This window comes from Oleidesulfovibrio sp. (assembly GCF_047973035.1).
GTDB lineage: Bacteria > Desulfobacterota > Desulfovibrionia > Desulfovibrionales > Desulfovibrionaceae > Oleidesulfovibrio.
Window position 1 is genome coordinate 1 of record NZ_JBKEBF010000008.1, and the last position, 20,395, is coordinate 20,395.

The 20,395-nt window shown below is 53.8% G+C and carries 17 protein-coding genes and 1 rRNA gene; 9 read left to right on the forward strand and 9 right to left on the reverse strand.

All coding sequences use genetic code 11. The features are described 5' to 3' along the window. Positions 1 to 72: 72 nt before the first annotated feature. Positions 73 to 187 (forward strand): 5S ribosomal RNA (rrf, locus tag ACK5LI_RS01510). A 1,496-nt stretch (positions 188 to 1,683) separates the two neighbouring features. Continuing rightward, positions 1,684 to 2,199, forward strand: a complete 516-nt coding sequence (locus tag ACK5LI_RS01515; protein WP_416945863.1) for a hypothetical protein — start codon at positions 1,684 to 1,686, stop codon at positions 2,197 to 2,199. Between the two features lie 331 nt (positions 2,200 to 2,530). On the opposite strand, the gene ACK5LI_RS01520 is transcribed toward ACK5LI_RS01515, so the two are convergent. Then, positions 2,531 to 3,307, reverse strand: coding sequence for an acyl-CoA dehydratase activase (locus ACK5LI_RS01520; RefSeq protein WP_416945864.1), 777 nt, complete (start codon positions 3,305 to 3,307; stop codon positions 2,531 to 2,533). Between the two features lie 2 nt (positions 3,308 to 3,309). Further along, positions 3,310 to 4,590 carry a double-cubane-cluster-containing anaerobic reductase gene (locus ACK5LI_RS01525; RefSeq protein ID WP_416945865.1) on the reverse strand — a complete coding sequence of 427 codons (1,281 nt, stop codon included), beginning with the start codon at positions 4,588 to 4,590 and terminating at the stop codon, positions 3,310 to 3,312. Between the two features lie 230 nt (positions 4,591 to 4,820). Here ACK5LI_RS01525 and ACK5LI_RS01530 point away from each other — a divergent pair, with 230 nt between their 5' ends. The 6 genes from ACK5LI_RS01530 to ACK5LI_RS01555 all read left to right on the forward strand — a co-directional run bounded on the left by ACK5LI_RS01530 (position 4,821) and on the right by ACK5LI_RS01555 (position 9,988). Next, complete coding sequence (locus ACK5LI_RS01530) at positions 4,821 to 6,557, forward strand: hydantoinase/oxoprolinase N-terminal domain-containing protein (RefSeq protein WP_416945867.1); 1,737 nt, start codon at positions 4,821 to 4,823, stop codon at positions 6,555 to 6,557. 21 nt (positions 6,558 to 6,578) lie between these two features. Next, on the forward strand, positions 6,579 to 6,932 hold the full coding sequence (locus tag ACK5LI_RS01535) for a hypothetical protein (RefSeq protein WP_416945868.1): 354 nt from the start codon (positions 6,579 to 6,581) through the stop codon (positions 6,930 to 6,932). A gap of 449 nt (positions 6,933 to 7,381) precedes the next feature. After that, positions 7,382 to 7,987 carry a class I SAM-dependent methyltransferase gene (locus ACK5LI_RS01540; protein ID WP_416945869.1) on the forward strand — a complete coding sequence of 202 codons (606 nt, stop codon included), beginning with the start codon at positions 7,382 to 7,384 and terminating at the stop codon, positions 7,985 to 7,987. A 58-nt stretch (positions 7,988 to 8,045) separates the two neighbouring features. Then, the gene (locus tag ACK5LI_RS01545) at positions 8,046 to 8,288 is read left to right on the forward strand and encodes a hypothetical protein (RefSeq protein ID WP_416945870.1); all 243 of its coding nucleotides are present in this window, start codon (positions 8,046 to 8,048) and stop codon (positions 8,286 to 8,288) included. A 37-nt stretch (positions 8,289 to 8,325) separates the two neighbouring features. Continuing rightward, the gene (locus tag ACK5LI_RS01550; RefSeq protein ID WP_416945871.1) at positions 8,326 to 9,396 is read left to right on the forward strand and encodes an FUSC family protein; all 1,071 of its coding nucleotides are present in this window, start codon (positions 8,326 to 8,328) and stop codon (positions 9,394 to 9,396) included. Between the two features lie 79 nt (positions 9,397 to 9,475). Further along, entirely contained in the window at positions 9,476 to 9,988 is a 513-nt protein-coding gene (locus ACK5LI_RS01555) for a ClbS/DfsB family four-helix bundle protein (RefSeq protein ID WP_416945873.1), read from the forward strand. A gap of 178 nt (positions 9,989 to 10,166) precedes the next feature. On the opposite strand, the gene ACK5LI_RS01560 is transcribed toward ACK5LI_RS01555, so the two are convergent. The 7 genes from ACK5LI_RS01560 to ACK5LI_RS01590 form a co-directional block, all read right to left on the reverse strand. Continuing rightward, a complete protein-coding gene (locus ACK5LI_RS01560; RefSeq protein WP_416945874.1) occupies positions 10,167 to 10,706 on the reverse strand; it encodes a bacterioferritin in 540 nt (179 codons plus the stop codon). Positions 10,707 to 11,019: 313 nt separating this feature from the next. Continuing rightward, positions 11,020 to 12,735, reverse strand: coding sequence for an adenine deaminase (gene ade, locus ACK5LI_RS01565; RefSeq protein WP_416945875.1), 1,716 nt, complete (start codon positions 12,733 to 12,735; stop codon positions 11,020 to 11,022). 83 nt (positions 12,736 to 12,818) lie between these two features. Beyond that, on the reverse strand, positions 12,819 to 13,748 hold the full coding sequence (locus ACK5LI_RS01570; protein WP_416945876.1) for an ABC transporter permease: 930 nt from the start codon (positions 13,746 to 13,748) through the stop codon (positions 12,819 to 12,821). A 65-nt stretch (positions 13,749 to 13,813) separates the two neighbouring features. After that, positions 13,814 to 14,908 carry an ABC transporter permease gene (locus tag ACK5LI_RS01575; RefSeq protein ID WP_416945877.1) on the reverse strand — a complete coding sequence of 365 codons (1,095 nt, stop codon included), beginning with the start codon at positions 14,906 to 14,908 and terminating at the stop codon, positions 13,814 to 13,816. Then, complete coding sequence (locus ACK5LI_RS01580; protein ID WP_416945878.1) at positions 14,905 to 16,443, reverse strand: ABC transporter ATP-binding protein; 1,539 nt, start codon at positions 16,441 to 16,443, stop codon at positions 14,905 to 14,907. The genes ACK5LI_RS01575 and ACK5LI_RS01580 overlap by 4 nt, the downstream gene beginning before the upstream one ends. A gap of 1 nt (position 16,444) precedes the next feature. After that, positions 16,445 to 17,116 carry a phosphoribosyltransferase family protein gene (locus ACK5LI_RS01585; protein ID WP_416945879.1) on the reverse strand — a complete coding sequence of 224 codons (672 nt, stop codon included), beginning with the start codon at positions 17,114 to 17,116 and terminating at the stop codon, positions 16,445 to 16,447. A 207-nt stretch (positions 17,117 to 17,323) separates the two neighbouring features. Next, entirely contained in the window at positions 17,324 to 18,418 is a 1,095-nt protein-coding gene (locus ACK5LI_RS01590; protein ID WP_416945880.1) for a BMP family ABC transporter substrate-binding protein, read from the reverse strand. Positions 18,419 to 19,296: 878 nt separating this feature from the next. Here ACK5LI_RS01590 and ACK5LI_RS01595 point away from each other — a divergent pair. Further along, the gene (locus ACK5LI_RS01595; protein ID WP_416945881.1) at positions 19,297 to 20,220 is read left to right on the forward strand and encodes an ABC transporter substrate-binding protein; all 924 of its coding nucleotides are present in this window, start codon (positions 19,297 to 19,299) and stop codon (positions 20,218 to 20,220) included. Positions 20,221 to 20,395: the final 175 nt, after the last annotated feature.

The following is a 20,395-nucleotide window of genomic DNA, read 5'->3' on the forward strand; positions in this document are numbered from 1 at the left end:
CCGTTGTCGATGTGGCGCAGGGAGATATACCTGCCGCCTTCCCGATAACCACCCGCCCGGCCACGAATTTGCCTTGGTGACCATGGAGGCTGGGGTACACCCGATCCCATTCCGAACTCGGAAGTTAAGCCAGCCATCGCCGATGATACTGCAGGGTAGCTTGTGGGAAAGTAGGCCGTCGCCAAGGCTTTTTCTTTTGAAAAAGCGCAACAGGCTCTGATCAGATACGATCAGAGCCTGTTGTCGTTTCGTCAACCACGCCATCTCCATCAATTGCTCAGAAGAGGCGTTTGTAGTAGTTGGCGCCGCGGCTTCCTTCTTTCTCTTTTCCCTTCCTGAATTGTTTCCAGCCGCACATCCTTTAGTCCGTTTGTTACGGCTCTCATTAAACCCATGCTGATTCTTCCGAGTTTTTTTAGGATGCCGAACTGGACCGGGATATATTAAAAACGTTGGTCATCTTCAGCAAGGCACCGAAATGAAGTCTCGTCTCATCAGGAAATACTGCGCACAGTTTTCGGTGAAAAGGATGCGCCATGTTCACAAAGTTTCCAAGAGCGAAGACATGTACCGGCATAGTAGTACCGTTCTATTCTCTGGTGTGCGCCGATGTCAGCCGTGCCTTACTTTCCCTTTCCCTCACTTCAGTCAGTTTGTCTGAGGTCTGATCTTGTGCAGGTTCCTTGGGGGGGCTGCCAGACTTATACGTTTATGTACGTTGTTTCTTCACCTCTCCAGCGCACTGTCGGCATTTTCTGGGAGATACAACTTCAGGGCCATAGTCAGATAACAAAAAATCACTCTGCTTCGGCTGGGCGCTAAAATCTGGCTACATGCTTTTGAGGGGTTGCAGGAATTCTCTTTGGACGCTTGTAGGCTATTTACTCACCTACCTATGCAGGAAGAGGCTGTAGCCTGCTAATGGAGTACGTTTGTATCAACGTCTTGACAGTTTTTAATAGCGCCTCCATGGATCAAAGGCTAGAACGATAACGCTCCGCATAAAGGTTTACGGATGCGCTCGTAAAGAGAATTCGTTTGCCTGTTACCAGCCGTTGAGTCTCCAGTTTAGTGGGGGCAACTCCAGCTAAGTGTATCCGAAAGTTACGCTCTGTGCTTCTCTTTGGGCACCTAATTTGCTTTTCTGAGGAGTGCTGGCCGCAAGGCGGGGGACTTCCTGTGCAAGTTAGCGTGAGGAAAAATACTGCAGGCTTATTCTTTCTGAGCCGTTGCCTACTACTTTCCCCAAATTTCTATCCATCGCCCCTTGCTCATCCCAACCTTATGGGCTTTGTTACAACCGCACTGCCGGAGACTAGCCCCATTTGTTGAAACAATGCCGAGCGCTTTCTCATCTGCAATCTCGTTATCAAAATCTATATCGTCTGAATTCGTTATTCATCGTATGCGTATGACCGCGGGCAGGAAAGGTAAAGGTTAGCTACATATGTATAGCGCTGGATGCGACTTCAAGGCTTTGCTAATAAATTGCCCCCTGTGTAACTGTATATATTTAGTGCCGCACCAGTAAGTGATGAAGTAGAGCACGAGAGCATATTGGAGGACAGGCGAAGGAAAGTAGTTCAGGGCTTGTCTAACCTGTTTGTATTAGACATATTGCGGTGGGTTATGCCACAACCAAGCGGACTGAGGATAACACAACTACGTTTTGCGAGGTTTGTTATGCGATATGTGCATATGCTTGTATTGGCTTTTGGAGTTGTATTAACGCTATGCAGCGCATTATTTGCCATGGAAATGGACGGTACCGCGTACAAGCCGAAAGGAAGGGCTTTAGTTACCGGTATTGAAGCCAGAGATAGTGCCTGGGATTTTATTTCCAATATATTTATTACCAACGTTTCCGATACAGAGGTAACGTGCCGGATAACCGTGTATAACCATATCGGCGAGAACGTCAGCAGTTTATGCAATGTTTATACGGGGAGTACTTCAGGTAGTCCTGTTGAGCTTACTTCCGGTGGTAATGAATTCCGCCTGCCTCCTGCCAATACCCGTATGGTACAGGTGTGGGCTCCGGGCATGATGCCTGTGGTGTTTGGCCACGCAGTTATAGAATGGACATCTGAAAGTACGACGGTAAGAAAGGCTTTGGTTGCTGCACTTAAAACGGTGCGCGTGAACGGGGCAAGTACCTATGGGTTTATGTCGCAGATAAACGGCGGAGAGCCTTTTTAGCTTTTGGTCAGCCTTTGTATAGGTAACTAAACAAGGCCCCTTATGGGGCCTTGTTATTTGTTTAGATACGCGTGGCAGATACTATTAAATCAGTAGCCATACTCTGCGCTGAAGACAGGCTGTTGTCTTGCTACCAGAGTAAAGTACAACTCCGTCACCTAACCTTTGAATCTTACCAGATGTTTGCTGGCAACAGCCTTTCTGGAACTCTGCAAAGCCTACATTGGCAAGGGGGCGCTGGAGCCAAACTGACCTTCAGGTTGCTTTCCATCGCTTTCTCATGCGTCATATGGTGTTGTGCTGTCTTAATCCATCTCATTCTCTGATGGAGTTAACCTTGAGCCCGCATCCGTGCGTGCAACGCTGCACCTCTGGCACCGTTCATGTCTGGCTCATCGGGAATCAGCAACGTCCGGCCTTCTTCCAGCCCCAATTCATCTGCGACCAGCTTTTTCATGCAGGGGTTGCGGGCAACGCCGCCGGCAAATACCAGCGGAGCTTCCAGCCCCACGCGTCCCAGCATATTTACAGTTCGTCTGATGATTGCCTTATGCAACCCCAGCGCGATATCGGCACCGGCTATACCCTGTGCCATGAGTGAGGTAGCTTCAGTCTCGGCAAAGACAGTACACATGCTGTTAATAACGGGCGGCGATTCGCCGTTAAGTGCGTATTGGCCGAATTCAGCAACGGGTATCTGAAAAACCGTTGCGGTATATTCCAGAAACTTGCCAGTTCCTGCGGCGCAACGGTCGTTCATCTCAAACCGCGAAACCTTGCCGCCTGCAAGCAGGGCTATGGCTTTGGTATCCTGACCGCCGATATCCAGCACTGTGCGCGCAGTTGGAAAGGCTGCAAGAGCGCCCATGGCGTGTGCTTTGATTTCGGTGATGGCTTCTACACGTTTTGCCAGCGCAAGTGGCTCCACCAGCGCTCTGCCGTATCCTGTTGCCACAAGCACGTCCGGATTCCAGCCCTCCAGAATACCTTTTACCTGTTTTACAGGTTCAAAGGTTGTGGGTACACAGGCGCTGTGAACGACGTCACCGTTTTTTTCAATCAGCACTTCGATTGAGCGCGACCCGATATCAATTCCGGCAGTGAGCATGGTTAGCTGCGTACCATTTCCACAAAGGCTTCCACGCGGGTTTTCAACTGTTCCACATCTTCCATGGAATAATCTGTTTCGATAGCAAGCATGGGAATGCCTGCTTCACGCGAAGCTTTATCAATTTTAAACGCTTCGTGTGCATACGGCTGGCAGAACATCAAAGCGTAGTGGACAATGCCGTCGGCCTTCAGTTCTTTTGCCATGGAAGTCACGTTGCCTGTGCGCTCATCGTTGGGCGTAAAGCAGGCACAGTCAATCTTCATGTATCTGTCCACGATAGCGTCGAGCATGGCATCCATGCTGTCTGCGGATTCATTTACCAGATCGCGGGTGTTGCGGGTGCCGATACAGGATTCTTCTCCCACGATAACAGCACCGGAGCTTTCCATGATGTAGGGCAGCTTCCAGTTGGGCACAGCCATGGGACAGCCGGAAAGCATAAGGCGGGGTGTGCCTGCGGGGGTAATGCCTTCACCTGCTTTTATACGCTCTTCCATCTGGTCGCACAGCGTGTTGACCGACTGTGTGAAGCGGACAGGATCGTCGTAGAATGACACCTGATTGATCAGCAGTGCGTCGCGGCCGGAGATGGGTGCGGGGTCGCTGGCGCGAAGTGCGGAAAGACGCTGCAGTGCGCGACGTTTTTCGTTGACGATGCGGATGCCTTCGGCAAGGCGCTGGGGCGTTATGGTAGTGCCTGTAAGTTTTTCAAGCTGTTCTTTGTAGCGCAACACTTCCGCCTTGAAGAGTTCCCGTGCAGACTGGCTTTTGGTGTGAGGTACTTCCATAACATGCATGGGAACATGCTCGGAAAATGCTTCGTACGCTTTCTTTTTGCCGTCACATGTGGTTTCGCCCACAACAAGGTCACAAGACTCGGTATAGGGGCAAAGGCGGGCCATTTTAAAGCCGATGAATGATTTGATCAGGGCGCATGTATTGCGGGGAACAAGTTGTTCCGCCTGTTCTGTGCCTGCGTCTGCACCGGCACACAGGCCCACATGCACGGCATCGGCGGCAAGGGTCAGCTCTTCCGGAACAAAAACACAGAACGTGCCGATGACCTTGCGGCCCTGCGCTTTGGCATCCTGCAGTTCTTTAATGCGCAGGCCGTGTACTTCTGAAAGAACAAAATCAAGGTATTCCATACCCTTCAGGCGGCCTTGCTGCGACAGGTAAATGTCGCCGTAAAATTTGCCTAACACTTCCAGCAGCCCGTCATGGGCGGAAAGGTCGAGGTTAAGATTTTCCCACATCTGCGTGTAATTCGGGTTGCTCATGCTTCCTCCGGTGCGTTGTCTGTGTCACGGTGTAGCCAGCCATCCCCCTCGGCTGCGGGTAAATGCAATATCCCGTGTGCAGCAGGAATGGCTTGCGGGCAAATCGTTTATATTGATTGTTTTTTGCAAAAAGTATCGACATGTTCGATAGGTGTGGCGTCAGGCATTGCCAACTGTAGCATCGGGCGGTATCACTGCCCGCAGGTGTGATAACAAAACGGAGCAGTTCAATGGACGACGCACTCATGGATACGCAGACTGCCAGACCGTACGCGGCTACAGGGTATGTAATCGGAGTTGACGCGGGCGGAACCTATACCGACGCAGTCATAGTGGATGTTGCAACCGGAAGCGCAGTTGCATGGGCCAAAAGTCCCACAACACACCACCAGCCCAGCATAAGCGTGGCTGCAAGTGTCGGCGCTGTTCTGAAAAAGGCGCAGATCAACCCTGCCGACGTACACACCACGGCGGTTTCCACAACGCTGGCGACCAACGCTTTGCTGGAAGACAAGGGTGTAGACGTGGGACTTTTTGTCATCGGCTTCAATCAGCGGATGGAAGTTCCGGCTGCTGCCGCGCGCTTTGTGCCGGGCGGGCATAAACAGGACGGCTCCGAAGCTGAACCGCTGGGCATCGAATACCTGATTGATCACCTGAAAGACCTGCACGGCAAGGTGGACGCTTACGCAGTGTGCTCCATGCATGGGTACGTGAACCCCGCCCATGAGCTGGTCGCGGCCAAGGCCATTCAACTGACCAGCAAGTTGCCGGTTTTTTGCTCGCACGAAGCCAGCATGCAGGCCGGTATGCGGGAACGCGCCACAACTGCGGTGCTTAACGCGCGCCTGCTGCCGGTGATGGAGCAGTTCCTTGCCGGTGTGCGTACCGCCTTGGCGGATCTGGGTCTGAAAGGCTCCGTATATGTAGTACGCGGCGATGCGACCACCATGACCATGGAAGAAGCAGCCAGAAAAGCAGCAAGTACAGTGGCAAGCGGCCCTGCGGCCACTGCCTGCTTCGGTGCGGAATATGCTTCCACCACATGCTGCGACTTCAGCGGGCAGAAACAGCCCGATGTGTTGGTAGTGGATGTGGGCGGAACCACAACGGATATGACCATTGTACGCAACGGCAACCCCGTGATTGACACCGGCGGCATGATCATAGGCGAGTGGCAGACACATGTGGACGCGGTTGAGATGTTTACGGTGGCAGTCGGCGGAGACAGCCTTGTGGCGCTGGACCCTGCCGGCGGTATGAGTATCGGCCCCACGCGTGTTGTGCCCGTCTGTATGGTGGCGGGGATGGGCATGGAATTGCCTGACCCTGCCGGATGGGCTGGTACCGGTCTGGGTTCCCGTTGCGTGTGTGCGGGGCAGGCTTTGACGGATGAAGCCTGTCAGGGCGACAAGCTGCTGGCGCTGTTAAACGAACGCAGGGTTATGCCGCTGAAAGAATTGCTGGCAGAGCTGAACATGCCGGAAGTCACCTATAATGCCCGCATGCTGCGCCTTGCGCGGGAACAGAAAATTTTTGAGTGCGGCTTTACGCCTACGGATGCTTTGCATGTGCTGGAAGCAATGAAAATGGGCTGTACGGAAAGTGCATTGCGGATGGCGCGCCGGCTTAGTGCTCTTCGGGGTGAAGATGCTGTCACCTTCAGCCGCAATGTGGTGGAAAAAGTGGAAGCCCGCATTGAAGACGCCATTTTGCAGCATGTGGCCCGCCGTGAAGTAGGGGGCAATCTTGCGGGGTTTCTGGCACGGCGTAACAATTTTTCTTTGCTGGATATCAAGGTGCGCCTTGCTGTTCCGGTGGTGGGTATCGGAGCTGCCTCGCAGTATCTGGTTCCCGGTGTGGCGTCCAGGCTGGGCACCCGGGCGGTTTTTCCCCGATTGCATGAAGTGGGTAATGCTGTGGGCGCTGCCATGCTGGCGCTCAAAGGCCTGCAACAGGCTGATTAAATGGATTTTCAAGGAGAAGTTATGGCGCACAGGCCATTATGTTTTGATGCGGCTATGGAAGTTTCGAGCGAACTGGAAGATTTTGGCGTGGTCCACGCATGGATTCGTAAAGATAGCATGTGGGTGCTGCACGCCTGGGCGGAAAACGAAGACGCCGTGTATGACCTGACAGAAACAAACAGCCCCATACGCCGTGAAGATTATTATGCTGCATGCGGCGTAACGGAAGAACGCCTGCGGCGTTATGACCGCGTTGCTTTTTTTACGCAGGTGGCGGAAAAAGGCATGTTCGGCCCGTTTGATACTGGCCTGTTCTTCGCTACGGAAAGCGAAAAAGACCCCCTTGAGGTGATGAAAACTTTTACTCCCCTGTAAAACGCCAAAAGGCCCCGTACGGGGCCTTTGGAGTCGCCGGTTTAACATCCCGGCAGAGCAAAGGGAGTCATCAAGTGAGGCAAGAACAGGGGGAGTCATGCAGCTGCCCCGCCGTATGGGGTGCCGTTGCTTTCCACCAGTTCATGGTCTGGTAGACAAGGCGCTTTTCCTGGGCGGGGATAGCGCGTAAAGCTTCGGCGATGGCTGACGGCCCGGAAGGAGGTACGGGCCTGCAGGTTACAGCAGTTTGTATCGGGGCAGTGTACATATTCATAACCTCACGTATGTATGTACTAAAGCATACGCCGTGCCAAAATGTTATTTTTAATAAATTCAGCCTAATAGTAGTTTATGACTGTGTTTGATGTGCAAGGCTTTGTGCAGGTTGTGTCTGTTTTTGCAACTCAATTTGTGCAATGCTATGCACTTGTGCATGACGGAGAAGTAGAATGAGCCAACCGGCCTCGGGCAGACGTCGTTCGCAGCTGCCCTCCATAATTGAATTTACGCATTCTTTACTTAAACGTGTTCTGCAGGCAGGCGACATTGCTCTGGATGCCACAACAGGCAACGGCCATGACACCATGTTTCTGGCAGCGTGCGTAGGCCCGCAGGGCCACGTATACGGTTTTGACGTGCAGCAGCAGGCTGTGGAGAACACTGCGCAGCGGTTGCAGGATAACGGGGCAGAGGGCTATTGTACGCTGTTTCATTGCGGGCATGAAGAAGTGGCCCGGCGGGTGCCCGATATGCAGGGCAGGCTGAGCTGCGCCATGTTTAATCTGGGCTATCTGCCCGGAAGCGATAAATCCGTTGTTACGCGTCACACAACCACTATTGCCGCGCTGGAGTCGCTGAAAGACATGCTTAAGCCGGGCGGCCTGATTACGCTGCATCTGTACGCAGGGCATGCAGGGGGCGACGCAGAAGCGCAAGCTGTGGAAGAGTATTGCAACGTATTGCCATGGCCCGAATGGCGGGTGCTGCGCTATGATTTTGCGAATAAGCAAAAAAACAGAGAAACTCTGCTGGTGCTTGAAAAAAGTGTATGTTAGCGGGTGCTGACCACACACGGAAGTGGCTTGGTCAGACTACATTCTCAAGGAGCATCCCATGACTGAAGAGACACTTGTTTTTCCTGATAAGGACGACATCGACCTGCTGCGCAAGGTGATGCAGGCCATCGAAGAGAAGCATCCCGGACGCTTTAACGATGCGCAGAAGCTGGAAGCTTTTACCAAGACATGCGAACGCTATGACGACTCTCTGCCTTTGGAGCGTTTTCTCAAACGTGCTATCATCAACTGTGTGTGGGACAGACCCATCATCGATAAAGATATTCTGGCCCGTAACTAACTCCGGACAATAACCGCTGCATTTTGCAGAGTAATACATGGCATATCACGATCCTACGTCTACAACTGCGCATGTGCGCCACGGTATAAAAACAGGCATTGCCGCAGTGCTTGCCTATCTGGTTACGCAATATTGGGGATTCAAGTTCGGCTACTGGGCGTCCATCTCTGCCGTTATTGTAATGCAGATGAACGTGGCCGACTCATTGCAGATGGGTTGGTATCGTTTCAGCGGCACTGCCGTGGGCGCTGTCATTGGCGTCTTCGCCATTCTGGCTTTTCCCGATACTACACCGATGCACATGCTGTCGCTTTTTACGTCTGTCAGCTTTTGTGCGTATATGACGCGGTACAACGCCCGTTACCGGATGGCAGCCATCACGGTATGCATCGTTGTACTGGCAAGTTACGGACAGCCAGAGCCTGTGCAGTTCGGCATCTATCGCGTGCTTGAGATTGTTGTGGGTGTGTGTAGTGCCTTTCTGGTTTCAATACTGCTTTGGCCCCAACGCGTGGGTGAAGTCCTTCGCGAGCGAATGCGCAGCCAGTTTGCCGAAGCTGCGCGTTTGTACGAAGTTATGCTGGAAGCGTTTATTGATTCGCAGAAAGTGCTTGATCCCGCCATGCTGGATAACTTCAATGCAGGGGTGGCAGAAGATAAAACCCTGTATCATAAAGTCGCCAGCCATGAGCGGCTGCTCTATCACGATGACGTCCACGTGCTTTCGCTGAAGGTGGATACATTGCGCAAGTGTGCATCCCACCTGCGCGCCATGCTCCATGCCTTGAATAATACAGAAGGCGAAGGCTATGATGTTATTATGAAGCACGAGCTGCGCGAATTGGCAGAAGCCACCAAGGATGGGCTGCAAGCCATCGGGCAAGGCAGAAAGCCGTCAATTTCTCATCTTGAATCATCACTGGCGGTGTGTGAAAACAGGCTGAGCACGTTACGCGATGAAGGGGCGACCAAACGTTTTTATTTGCAGAAGCTGCTGCAGTTTTTTGCATTTTATCACAGCCTGCAATTCATGGCGCATGACCTGCTTCATTATGCAAAGCAAATGGACCCGCTTGTGGCTTCAAACCAAAAACAGGCGGACTTGTAATTTCGTCGGAATGATTGCGGTAACGCGTGTCGCTGGGCCATTTCCCCACGATAAGGTTGATAACCGGTGAGTGTGCCATATGGGAGTACCGACTTCAAAGAGTGAGCTTCTGGCTGCCGTCTCTGAACGGTTCGGCAAGCTGGAACGCGTTCTGTCGCAGGTTCCCGATGCGTTACAGACTGTGAAGACCATGGAGGGGCACGCCAAAGGGACTGTTATGAGTCCGGCAGACCTTGTATCTTACCTGATAGGCTGGAACGAACTGGTGTTAAAGTGGCTGGCGCGGGATGATAAGGGGGAGCCTGTTGATTTTCCGGAAGCCGGGTATAAGTGGAATGAGCTCGGTAAGCTGGCGCAGAAGTTTTATGCAGATTATGCAGCGCTGAGTTTTGACGAAAAGCGGGAGCGGCTGACTGCCGCTAATCAGCGGATACGGGAAGAAGTCTCCGCGCGGTCAGACGAAGAGCTTTACGGGGCACCTTGGCACGGGAAGTGGACAAAAGGGCGGATGATTCAATTCAACACGTCTTCTCCTTACGAGAATGCGCGTGGACGCCTGCGTAGCTGGCTTAACTCGCAGAATCAGCGTTAAAAATGCTTTTTTTCTCCTTGCACCGGACGGAATGCATTTCGGGCTTAGCCTGCTTGTGGTAGTAACGGCGCAGGCTGAAGCGGGCAATATTTTGGGCAACAATATGCCCTGCTATATTCAGACATGAAAAAGCGCAGAACCGCAATGCGGTTCTGCGCTGAGTTATTTTGACAAGCTGCTATGCGCCGCCCTTTGCAATGGCAAAGCCTTGCGGCGTCAGACCTGTTGCGGACGGGGTTCCGGCAATGCGGGAAAGGTAGGAATCGCCCAGAGTTTCAATGTGGTTGTCTTCATTTTCAAAGTAGCTTAAGTGCAGCTGCTCATCTTCAATGATGGTTTCAAACAGCTTGGCACTGATGCTGTCGCCGTTTTCCCGACAGATCTGCAGGAACTGGTTGTAGGCGTCGATGGTGTCATCTTCAAGGTCCGCATCAAACGAATAAATCTTTCGTACGTCCTGACGTTTTTCAATGGGACCGGCAGGCTCTGCCACAGGTTCGCCGCCAAGCTCTTTGATGCGTTCAGCAAATGCTTCGGCATGGCGCATTTCATCGATGGCGATCAGCTTCATTTTACCTGCCATTTCGCCATAGTCCATGTCATCAAGGCCGTAGTGCTGGTTCATGTATTGATGAATTGCCTGCAGCTCCATGGAGCGGGCTTTGTTCAGCACTTCAATAACCTTTGCCTTTCTTTCTTCACGTTTTGCTGCTGTCATGGAATCCTCGCTCTGTAACGTTGTGAAGGTGTGTTAAAACCGCATGTCTCTGCGCACGGTTACAGTGGTAAAGGAAAGCGTGACTGTTACGATGCATTGCGTGCATGCGGAACCATATAGTTGTGTTGCCAGAGTATCCTTAAGAATTTTCCATGACAAGGATTCCGGTAAAAAATGCAATAGAAAAGCTGAGGCATTATAATGGTGTCACTATCATCATGTTTTTTTACAATGCATTGCGTGCGGGGTTCCGACCATAAAAAAGGCGGCCCCGTGAGAGCCGCCTTACGTTGTATTGAATCAGGCCGTGAAGCTATTCTTCTGTCCACAGCGGGACAAGTTCGAATTTGTGTACGTCCACAAGACCCATGTCGGTAAGCTTGAGAGACGGAATGACCGCCAGCGAAAGAAATGCCAGAGCGGCAAACGGACTGCTCAGCTTATAGCCCAGAGTCGCCAGCGCCTCGTTGATGTTGTGCAGCCCTGCCAGCACTTCTTCCACAGGGGCGTTGCTCATCAGTCCGGCGATGGGCAGCGGCAGCGAGGCAAGCACCTTGCCGTCACACGCCACAGCCAGACCGCCGCCGATACGCTGTACTTCCTGCGCGGCGGTAAGCATGTCGTCATCGCTCATGCCTGCCACGATAAGGTTATGGGAATCATGGGCGACAGTTCCTGCCAGCGCACCTTTGCGCAGTCCGAGGCCGGAAGAGAACCCGAGCCCCACATTGCCGGTACCTTTATGACGCTCAAACACGGCCATCTTGGCCAGATCGCGGTCAACATCGGCCACAGCCAGACCGTCCTGCACCTTGGGAGGCATTTCCAGCGCTTCGGTAATAACCTGTCCGGGAACAATGCCGATGACGCGCAGGTTGCCTTTGCCTTCGGGGATGCGAAGTGCCTCAGGTTCAAGGTTGGCTATATGTACTGTGTTTTCGCAGAACTCGGCACCGCCGTCGCAGAAAGTGATGTCCTTGACGTTTTTGCCTGCAAGGTAGCAGGCGGCAATTTTAACGGTTTCAAGGTCGTCCAGCAGTACAAAGTCTGCACGATAACCGGGTGCGACTGCGCCGCGGCGATGCAAGCGGAAGTAGCGCGCCGTGTTGATGGAGGCCATCTGAACGGCACGGACGGGCGGCAGCCCCGCGGCAATGGCTTTGCGCAGAATGTCGTCCATATGGCCCGTGTCCATCAGGTCGTTGACCACTTTGTCATCGCTCACAAACGATACGTTCTGGGTGTTGAACTCGTTCAGCACCGTAATCAGCTCATCAAGATTATGCTCCTGCGAACCGCCTTCGCGGATCATCAGATGCATGCCTTTACGCAGCTTTTCGCGGGCTTCGTTGGCGTTGGAAGTTTCATGGTCGCTGGAAGGGCCGCCCAGAATGTATGCATTCAGCTGCTTGCCGGAAAGAAGCGGTGCATGGCCGTCGATAACGTGATTTCTGGACGCATCAAGTTTTTCCATTACTTCTTCGTCGCGGAAGATTACACCGGGGTAGTTCATCATTTCTGCAAGGCCGGGCATACGGTCGGGGTAGCGCGAAAGAAAGTCGCTTACATCTTCTGCCCGCAGTGTGGCGCCTGCGGTTTCCATATGGGTCGCCGGAACGCACGACGGCATCATGACGAAGACGGAAAGGGGCAGCTTTTCACTGGCATGCAGAATGTATTCAATACCTTCCGCACCCATGACGTTTGCAATTTCGTGCGGGTCACACATGACGGCGGCAGTGCCGTGGGGCGCGGCGGCAGCGGCAAAACGCTGGGGCGAGAGCAGTGTGGATTCAATGTGAATATGCCCGTCGATCAGTCCGGGAATGCAGTGGCGACCTTTGCCTTCCACTACGGTTTTGGCTTCGTATTCTTCAAAGCCGACGATGACACCGTTCTTTACAGCGATGTGAGCATCGTGAATTTCTCCGGAAAGTACGTTGACCAGCTTTACGTTACGAACAAGCAGGTCTACGGGGCCTTCGTCCTGTGCCGCGCCGATAAGGGCGCGCATAGTCTTTTTATACATATCAGTATCCTCTGGCTGGCAACGCAGGCATAAAAGCACGGCTGCCTGTTGCTGCGGTTGCCGGTTTGGCGGTAGCGGCCGCGTTATCCTTCGCGGCTGAAGGGAACGCCCAAAGATGCGGGCGCACCGCCTTTGCCTTTTGTTTTATCAAGCCGCATGACCACGATAAGCACCAGAATGGTGATCAGATACGGGAACATGCGTAGCAGGTTGACGGGGATGACTTCGACCCCCGTAGCCTGAAAATAAAATTGCAGAGCTGTAAGCCCGCCGAAAAGCAGCGCACCCAGAAACGCACGGAACGGGTACCATGTGGCAAAGATTACCATGGCAATGGCAACCCAGCCCTGCCCCATGGTCATGCCTTCTTTCCAGCCCGGTGTATAAGCAATGGAAAGATACGCCCCGCCCAGTCCGGCCATGCAGCCGCCGAAAAAGGTGCACAGGTAGCGCAGCAGCACCACGTTGACGCCCATGGCATCGGCAGAGCCTGCATCTTCACCCGCGGCACGGATTTTCAGCCCTGTACGGGTGCGGAACAATATATATGCCGAAAGCGGTAGCAGCACGTAGGCAACATACACCAGCGGGGTGTGGGTGAAAAATATTTTTCCTACAACGGGAATATCCTGCAGGTAGGGAACCGACCATACCTTCATGCGCAGGGCGGCCTTGCCTATGTAGGCGCGGCCCAGAAAGCTGGCAAGCCCAGCGCCGAGGATAGTCAGCGCAAGGCCGGAAAGCGTCTGGTCCACGCGCAACGTAATGGCAAAAAAAGCATGAATAAGCGAAAACAGCCCTGCCGCAATCACGCCGCCAGCCACGCCCAGCCACGGGTTGCCGGTGGCTATGCCCGTGACAACAGCGCTCAGCGCGCCGATAAGCATCATGCCTTCCACGCCAAGATTCAGCACGCCGGAGCGTTCTGCATATATCTCGCCCAGTGCCGCAAACAGCACTGCCACAGAAGACTTCATGGCGATTTTTGATATGAATACAAAATCTTCAATCATTGTCGTTCCTGCAAGGGGCGGCAGTTAAATACCATGCCCCGTAGCCGCAGTATTGCGGCCTGCTGTTAAGCGTTTGCGCCGTCCTTTACAGAGCGGGCCTTTGCGGTGCTGCCAAAGCGGATATGGTAACGCTGAAGCGTTTCACCCAGCAAAAATCCAAAGAGCAGGGCGCCTTCCAGTATGCGGCTGATAGATGAGGGCAGCTGCATGGCTGTGGAAAGCTGCTCGCCGCCCACCAGAAAAATACCCAGCAGCACGGCGCACGCGGGTACACGCAGCGGTCGCAACGAGGCAAGGCATGCCACGATGATGCCGTCGAACCCGTAACCGGAAGCAAACCCTTCCTGCAAACGGTAGTGGATAGCCGAAACTTCGCCCATACCTGCAAGCCCTGCCAGCGCACCGCTGATGCCCATTACCAGCAGAATGTTGCGTCCCACGTTCATACCGGCGTACTGCGCGGCACGGGGGCCAAGGCCGATAACCCGGGTAGCGTAGCCCCATTTGGAGCGGCCCAGCATGGCGGCCAGTATCAGCGCGGCTGCGATGGCCAGCAGTATGCCCATATGGATGCGCATATCGAAAAGGCGCGGCAGCATGGCTTCGTCGGGAAAGGTCATGGTGCCTGGAAAGCCGAATCCTTCAGGGTCGCGCCACGGGCCGAAATACAGATGCTCCACAATGATGATGGCTACATAGTTAAGCAGCAGGGTGGAAAGGATTTCGCTGACGTTTGTCCAAACCTTGAGCGCGGCGGGGATAAGTGCCCACACCATGCCCATGACGGCACCGCACAGAATAACGGCAGGCAAAACCAGCCATGGCGGCAGAAAAGGGCTCAGATAAAGCGCGGCCCATGTGGCACCTATGCCGCCCATGACAAACTGGCCTTCACAGCCGATGTTCCACAGCTGCATGGTGGCAGCCAGCGCAACGGCAAGGCCGGTAAGTGTAAGAGGAATGGCCTTGACGGCAACCTCTGCAAGGCCGTAGCCGGAGCCGAGCGCACCCTGCAGCATGACGCCATATGCCGTAAGCGGATTTGCACCGAATGCGCCGATAACAAGCGCACCCACCACAAAGGCCATGCCAAGAGACAGCCCCAGCGTGACTAACGTTGCATGGCGCAGCGGTGTATGGCGTTTTTCAAGACGGATCATGCGGTTTCTCCTGAAGGAACAGAAGCGGGCGCATCTGTTGCGGCGGAGCCGGCCATCAGCAGGCCGATGCGCTCCACGGTGTCGGCATCCTGTGTATCAATGATGTCCATAAACCGGCCACGGAACATAACGGCGACTCTGTCCGCCAGTGAAAGGGCTTCGCGCAGGTCGCCTGTTACCAGCAGCACGGCGGAATGTTTGCGTTGTGCCAGCATGGCGGCCCAGACGTCTTCGGTGGCTTTAATATCAAGTCCTTGCGTGGGTTGCTCCGCAATGAAAAGCTTGGGCTTTTCTGCCATCTCACGGGCCAGCAGCAGCTTTTGCAGATTGCCGCCGGAAAGAGTGCCGGCACGTGTTTCTGTGCTGTGCGCTACTATTTCAAATTGCCTGATGGCTTCTTCCGTCTGCTCGCGCATGCGTTGCGGGTCCAGCCACAGGCCGTCGCCCGCATGCTTCAGGCGCGTAAGAAAGTAATTGTCGGCAAGGCTCATACTGCCGACGCTGCCGGTATGGTGCCTGTCTTCCGGCACGTACGAAAGCGAAGCCTCACGTTCCTGCGCCCATCGTGCCGCCGTGTATTCAGTGCCGCAAAAGCGCACAGTGCCGCTTTTGGCCGCACTGCGTCCGGCTATGGCAGCAGCAAGGGCTTCCTGCCCGTTACCGGCCACGCCGACAATGGCGAACACTTCACCCTGCTGTACGCGGAAGGAAATATCTTCAAAGCCGCCCAACGGCGATTCGCCGCTCAGACCTTGAGCTTCAAAGACGACTTCACCCGGCGGAATTTCGGGCTTGTCCACGCGCAGGACAACTTCGCGGCCTACCATAAGGCGGGCCAGCTCCAGCTTGTTATTGATGCGCGAGGGTTCTGTCTGGGCGACAATGCGGCCGCGGCGCAGAATGGCGATGCGGTCTGCGGCTTCCATCACTTCGTCCAGCTTGTGGGTAATGAACAGAATGCCGCGCCCGTCTGCTTTCAGCTTGCGGAATACTTCGAAAAGTCCGGCGACTTCCGGCTTTGCCAGCACTGCCGTAGGTTCGTCAAAAATCAGTACGCGGGCGTTTTGTACCAGCAGCTTGAGAATTTCCACACGCTGCCTGCCGCCCATGGAAAGATCGCGGATGCGGGCATCAGGATCTACTTGCAGGCCATACCGGTCTGCCAGCTCGCGCATGCGGGCGACCACCTGTTTCATGGACAGGCGCTGGCCGCAGGCATCGGCAGCCAGCAGGACGTTTTCTGCCGCGGTAAGCGTGTCTACCAGCATGAACCGCTGGTAGACCATGCCGATGCCGCGTTGCATGGCCTGTGCGGGAGCGGTAAAAGCTACAGGCTCTCCATCAATGCGTATGGTGCCTTCGTCGGGTCGGTACCTTCCGGCGATGATGGACATCAGGGTGGATTTACCTGCGCCGTTTTCGCCCAGAACTGCCACCACCTGACCGGCATGAACGGCCAGATCGATGCCGGTATTGGCATATACCGGCCCGAACCGTTTGCTGATGCCTTCGCAGGCAAGAAGCGGAGCGTTCATGCTACTCTGGCTCCACCGCCGACCCGGAAACGGGTTCGACAACAGGCTCGGGCAGAACACCCAACCCGTATACGGGGGCAGGCAGCAGAGGCGATTGTTCGCCTTCTGTTGCGGCGCAGAAGACTCCTGCGATTTCCGGTGCGGGCATACCCTTCTGGCGGGCAACTTCTTCCAGTATATCAGCAAGGCTGAAAATAGTGCCGCCGGAAGAGACAACGTCGTCCATCAGGATGAAGCGCTTGCCCTGTGCCAGCAGGTTCATGTCGCGCTCGTACAGCGCCAGAAATTTTCCGCCGCTGGTGATGGATGAAGCGCCGATCTGGATAACCGGTCTGCGCTGTGCTTCCATGTGCGGCTTTATGCGGTTGTAGGCTACTGCTACGGCTTCCAGACCCAACTCTTCTGCCACAACCTGTGCCAGCTGAAGGCCTTTTTCGACTACTGTCAGCATGACCACGCCGTCCATGCCGCCGACCACTTCGCGCACACGGGCTGCAAGCAGCTTGCCCATATCGCGGTTCAGGCGGATTTGTCCGACGAGGTTAAGGGAGGCTATCTTCAGAGTTTTGCCATCGGCAGGCAGGCGAACCAGCGGCAGTTCAACTGCGTAGGGCAGGCCTTCTACTTCCCAGCGGTACTTTTCACCAGAGTCCAGACCTTGCAGAACGTCCATAGGGGCTCCTTGTTACAGAACAGTCTCGGGTGCTGTGCCATGCACCGGTTGTTTTATGAAGACTGTATAGTGAAATCAGGCGGCACGCCACGCCGGTATACCGGCGTATGCACCACCTGCGGATAAAGCACGAGAGCAATGAAAGACGAGACTCCGGGCCGCCTGTGCGACCCGGAGCCGGAATTAGCAAACGTAGGGGCAAACCCGCTATTGCGGAATGCTGCCGTTTACGCCGTCGATGAGCACCATCATGCCCAGCAGGTCGGCATCGGATGCCTTTTGACCTTCTGCGATGATGACTTTGCCGGACTGGTCTTTGATGGGACCGGCAAAAATGTTGTCTTCACCGTTGGCCAGCTGCTGGCGAACGGCGTCAACTTTTGCGCGTACATCTGCGGGTACTTTTTCGTTGAAAGCGGTAATGCGGATGCCGTCGTCTTCAAAGCCGCCCCAGTAAGACTGAGCCTTCCACTTGCCGTCCAGAGCAGTCTGTACTGTCTTTACGTAGTAGCGGCCCCAGTTGAAGATGGAAGAGGTCAGTACGCAGTCTGCGCCGTATTCTTCTGCAGGGCTGCCGTAGCCCACTGCGGGCAGGTCGCGTGCGCAGGCTGCCAGCGAGCTTTCAGGGGTGTCTGCCATCTGGCGGATAAGGTCGTGGTCACGGTCGGCCAGAGTTTCTGCAAGGGTGGTTTCCTTGATGGGGTCTGCCCAGGACTTCATCCATACGACGGTGTTCAGCTTGTTCATGTCGTAGGCGATGCCTGCTTCATTCAGCCCGCGCATCAGGCCCAGCGTAAAAGCGTTTACGCCGCGGATGGGTTCGGGGATGGGGTGGGTACCTACGGTACCTACGTTTTTGTAGCCCATCAGACCGGCGGTGTAACCGGCAAGGTACTCAGCCTGATACATACGGCCGAAGTAGTTGCTCAGGTTCGGGCCCATCTTGTAGCCGGAGCAATGTTCAAACTTCTGGTCGGGGAAGTCTTTTGCCACGCGCTCAATGGCATCCATGTGCGGGAAGCTGGTACCGAAAATAAGGTCGTAGCCCTGCTGTGCATAGTTGCGCAGCACGCGCTCGGCGTTATGGGCGCCTACATTTTCGGTGTAGGAAATTTCAATTTTATCGCCCAGAGCGGCTTCCAGTTCCTGAATGCCTTTGTAGTGGGCGGTGTTCCAGCCGCGGTCGTCAATGGTGCCCAGCAGGGCAAAGGCAACCCGTAATTTGCCTTCAGCCATAGCGGGCATAGCAGCGCAGAGCAGCAGCGCAACAGCTGCCAGCAGAGTGCAGATACGTTTGGTCATCGGTGTTCTCCTCACGGACCATTTTTGTAAGTAGTTGCCAGCCGCCCGGAGCGGGCGCAACAGGTAATGAAAGCACCGGATGTGCACATTGTCAATCAAACAGTGATGAAGCGTGCTGAACCTTAGTGTTTACAGGGAGAATGAAGGCTTTTGTGTATTGTTTGCTACATTTTTACTGTCGGACGGTGTTGCCGGAGTCTCATTCTATCATGTGTCGCCTGATTCTGTTGTGCTATGTGCTGCTGAACATGGCTGCAGAGTGTTCTGCAAGAGGCTGTGTTGCAGTAGGTACAGGATGTCGCATGTCGATTGCTTGATAAAGTGTTGTATAACAATTTGTTATGTAGGATGGCAGCGTTTTTGTATGTCCGTTATCCTTCGGGGCTGATAATGAGCAGAAGTGGCGGCAGCTGTTTTGAGCTATGGGGATGCGTCGGAAAGGAGATCCTTGCTTGAGTGTTAACATGCTGTAATAGCAGGTGTTGTGTTTTTATGAAGATGGATGCAGTTCGCTCGGAATAACGGCGGATTGCTTGTCTTGAGTTTAGTAATACAATGTAAATTGAAATGATCATGCTGTATAATGCAATGATGTACTGTTATAATTACAATATAAATAAAATTGTACAATGGTATCCGAAAAAATGCTGATATAGAGATTTGATGAAGGTAAAAAAATAAATTTCTAACGCAAAAAGCTTGGCATGTGTTTCTTGAGGACGGGCCACTATTGTCAGCATGATTTGATGCTGCATATGTCGCTTTGACATTCAAACAAAAGTTTACTATCAAGAATAATGCATGGGGTGTATCCTGATGTCTTGATGCGCTTTGAGATGTGTTTTTTGATGCGTTGCCGGTATATATTGGAGGAAACTTTGAAACGGTTATTGCTTTTTATTTTACTCAGTGTTTTTTGCTTGTCATTGCCCCTTTCCGCCAAGGCTGAAGGGCTTCGCTTCGGTGTGCCGCCATGGCCCGGCGTGACGGTAAAGTCTGAAGTGGTATGTCAGATTCTGGAAGCTATGGGATACAAAACCAGTCAGCTCGAAATCGGCCCTCCGATCATCTACAAGGGGCTTACTACTGATGATGTAGACGCTTTTTTAGCTGGCTGGATTCCGCAGCAGAACGAAATGTTTCTGCCTTTAAAGGAAAAGAAGGCCATTGATGTGGTGGCGATAAACGTGGACGAAGCAGGAACCAGTCTGTGTGTTCCTACGTATGTATGGGAAGCCGGTGTACGTTCCATCGCAGACCTTGCTGCTCACGCGGAAAAGTTCGACAGCACCATTTACAGCATCGAGATCGGCAGCGGAATGCAGGTGAGCACCGAGGATATGATTGCAAATAACGTTGCGGGGCTCGGCGGCTGGAATCAGATCAGCAGCACTACTCCCGTGATGCTGAGCGCCGTACAGGAGCGCATCCGCGGCAAAAAGTGGGTCGTGTTTCATGGCTGGCAGCCGCACTGGATGAACTTTCAGCTTGATATGAAGTATCTGGAAGGAGTGCCCGGTACGGAAAAGCTGGTGAGCAACAGCGTTGTGTACACTGTTGTGAGCAACGACTTTGCCAAGCGTTATCCGCAGCCTTATGCGTTTTTAAAAAAGTTTTATGTTTCCGGCGCAGTGCAGAGCGAATGGATCAACGACTTCGGGTTTAAAAAGATTGCGCCCGAAAAGGTTGCATCCGACTGGATTGTCGCAAACCTTGATACTGTAGGCGAGTGGCTTGAAGGCGTAACTGCCGCAGATGGCTCCGCCGGTATTGATGCTGTGCGCAGCCGCTTTGCCAATTAAGTTTTTTCTGGTCGCCTGCGGGGTGTCTGCTGGCGGCCTTTTTTTGCGACCTGCGTCCGGCTGTTTTGTTTTTGTGTACGCATTACGTACTTGCAATCTGGTGGATACAGGCCGCAGCACAGGTCAGGAGATGCCTGTGTATTGTATATGCTTCGGCTTCAGCGTTGTTTACTTA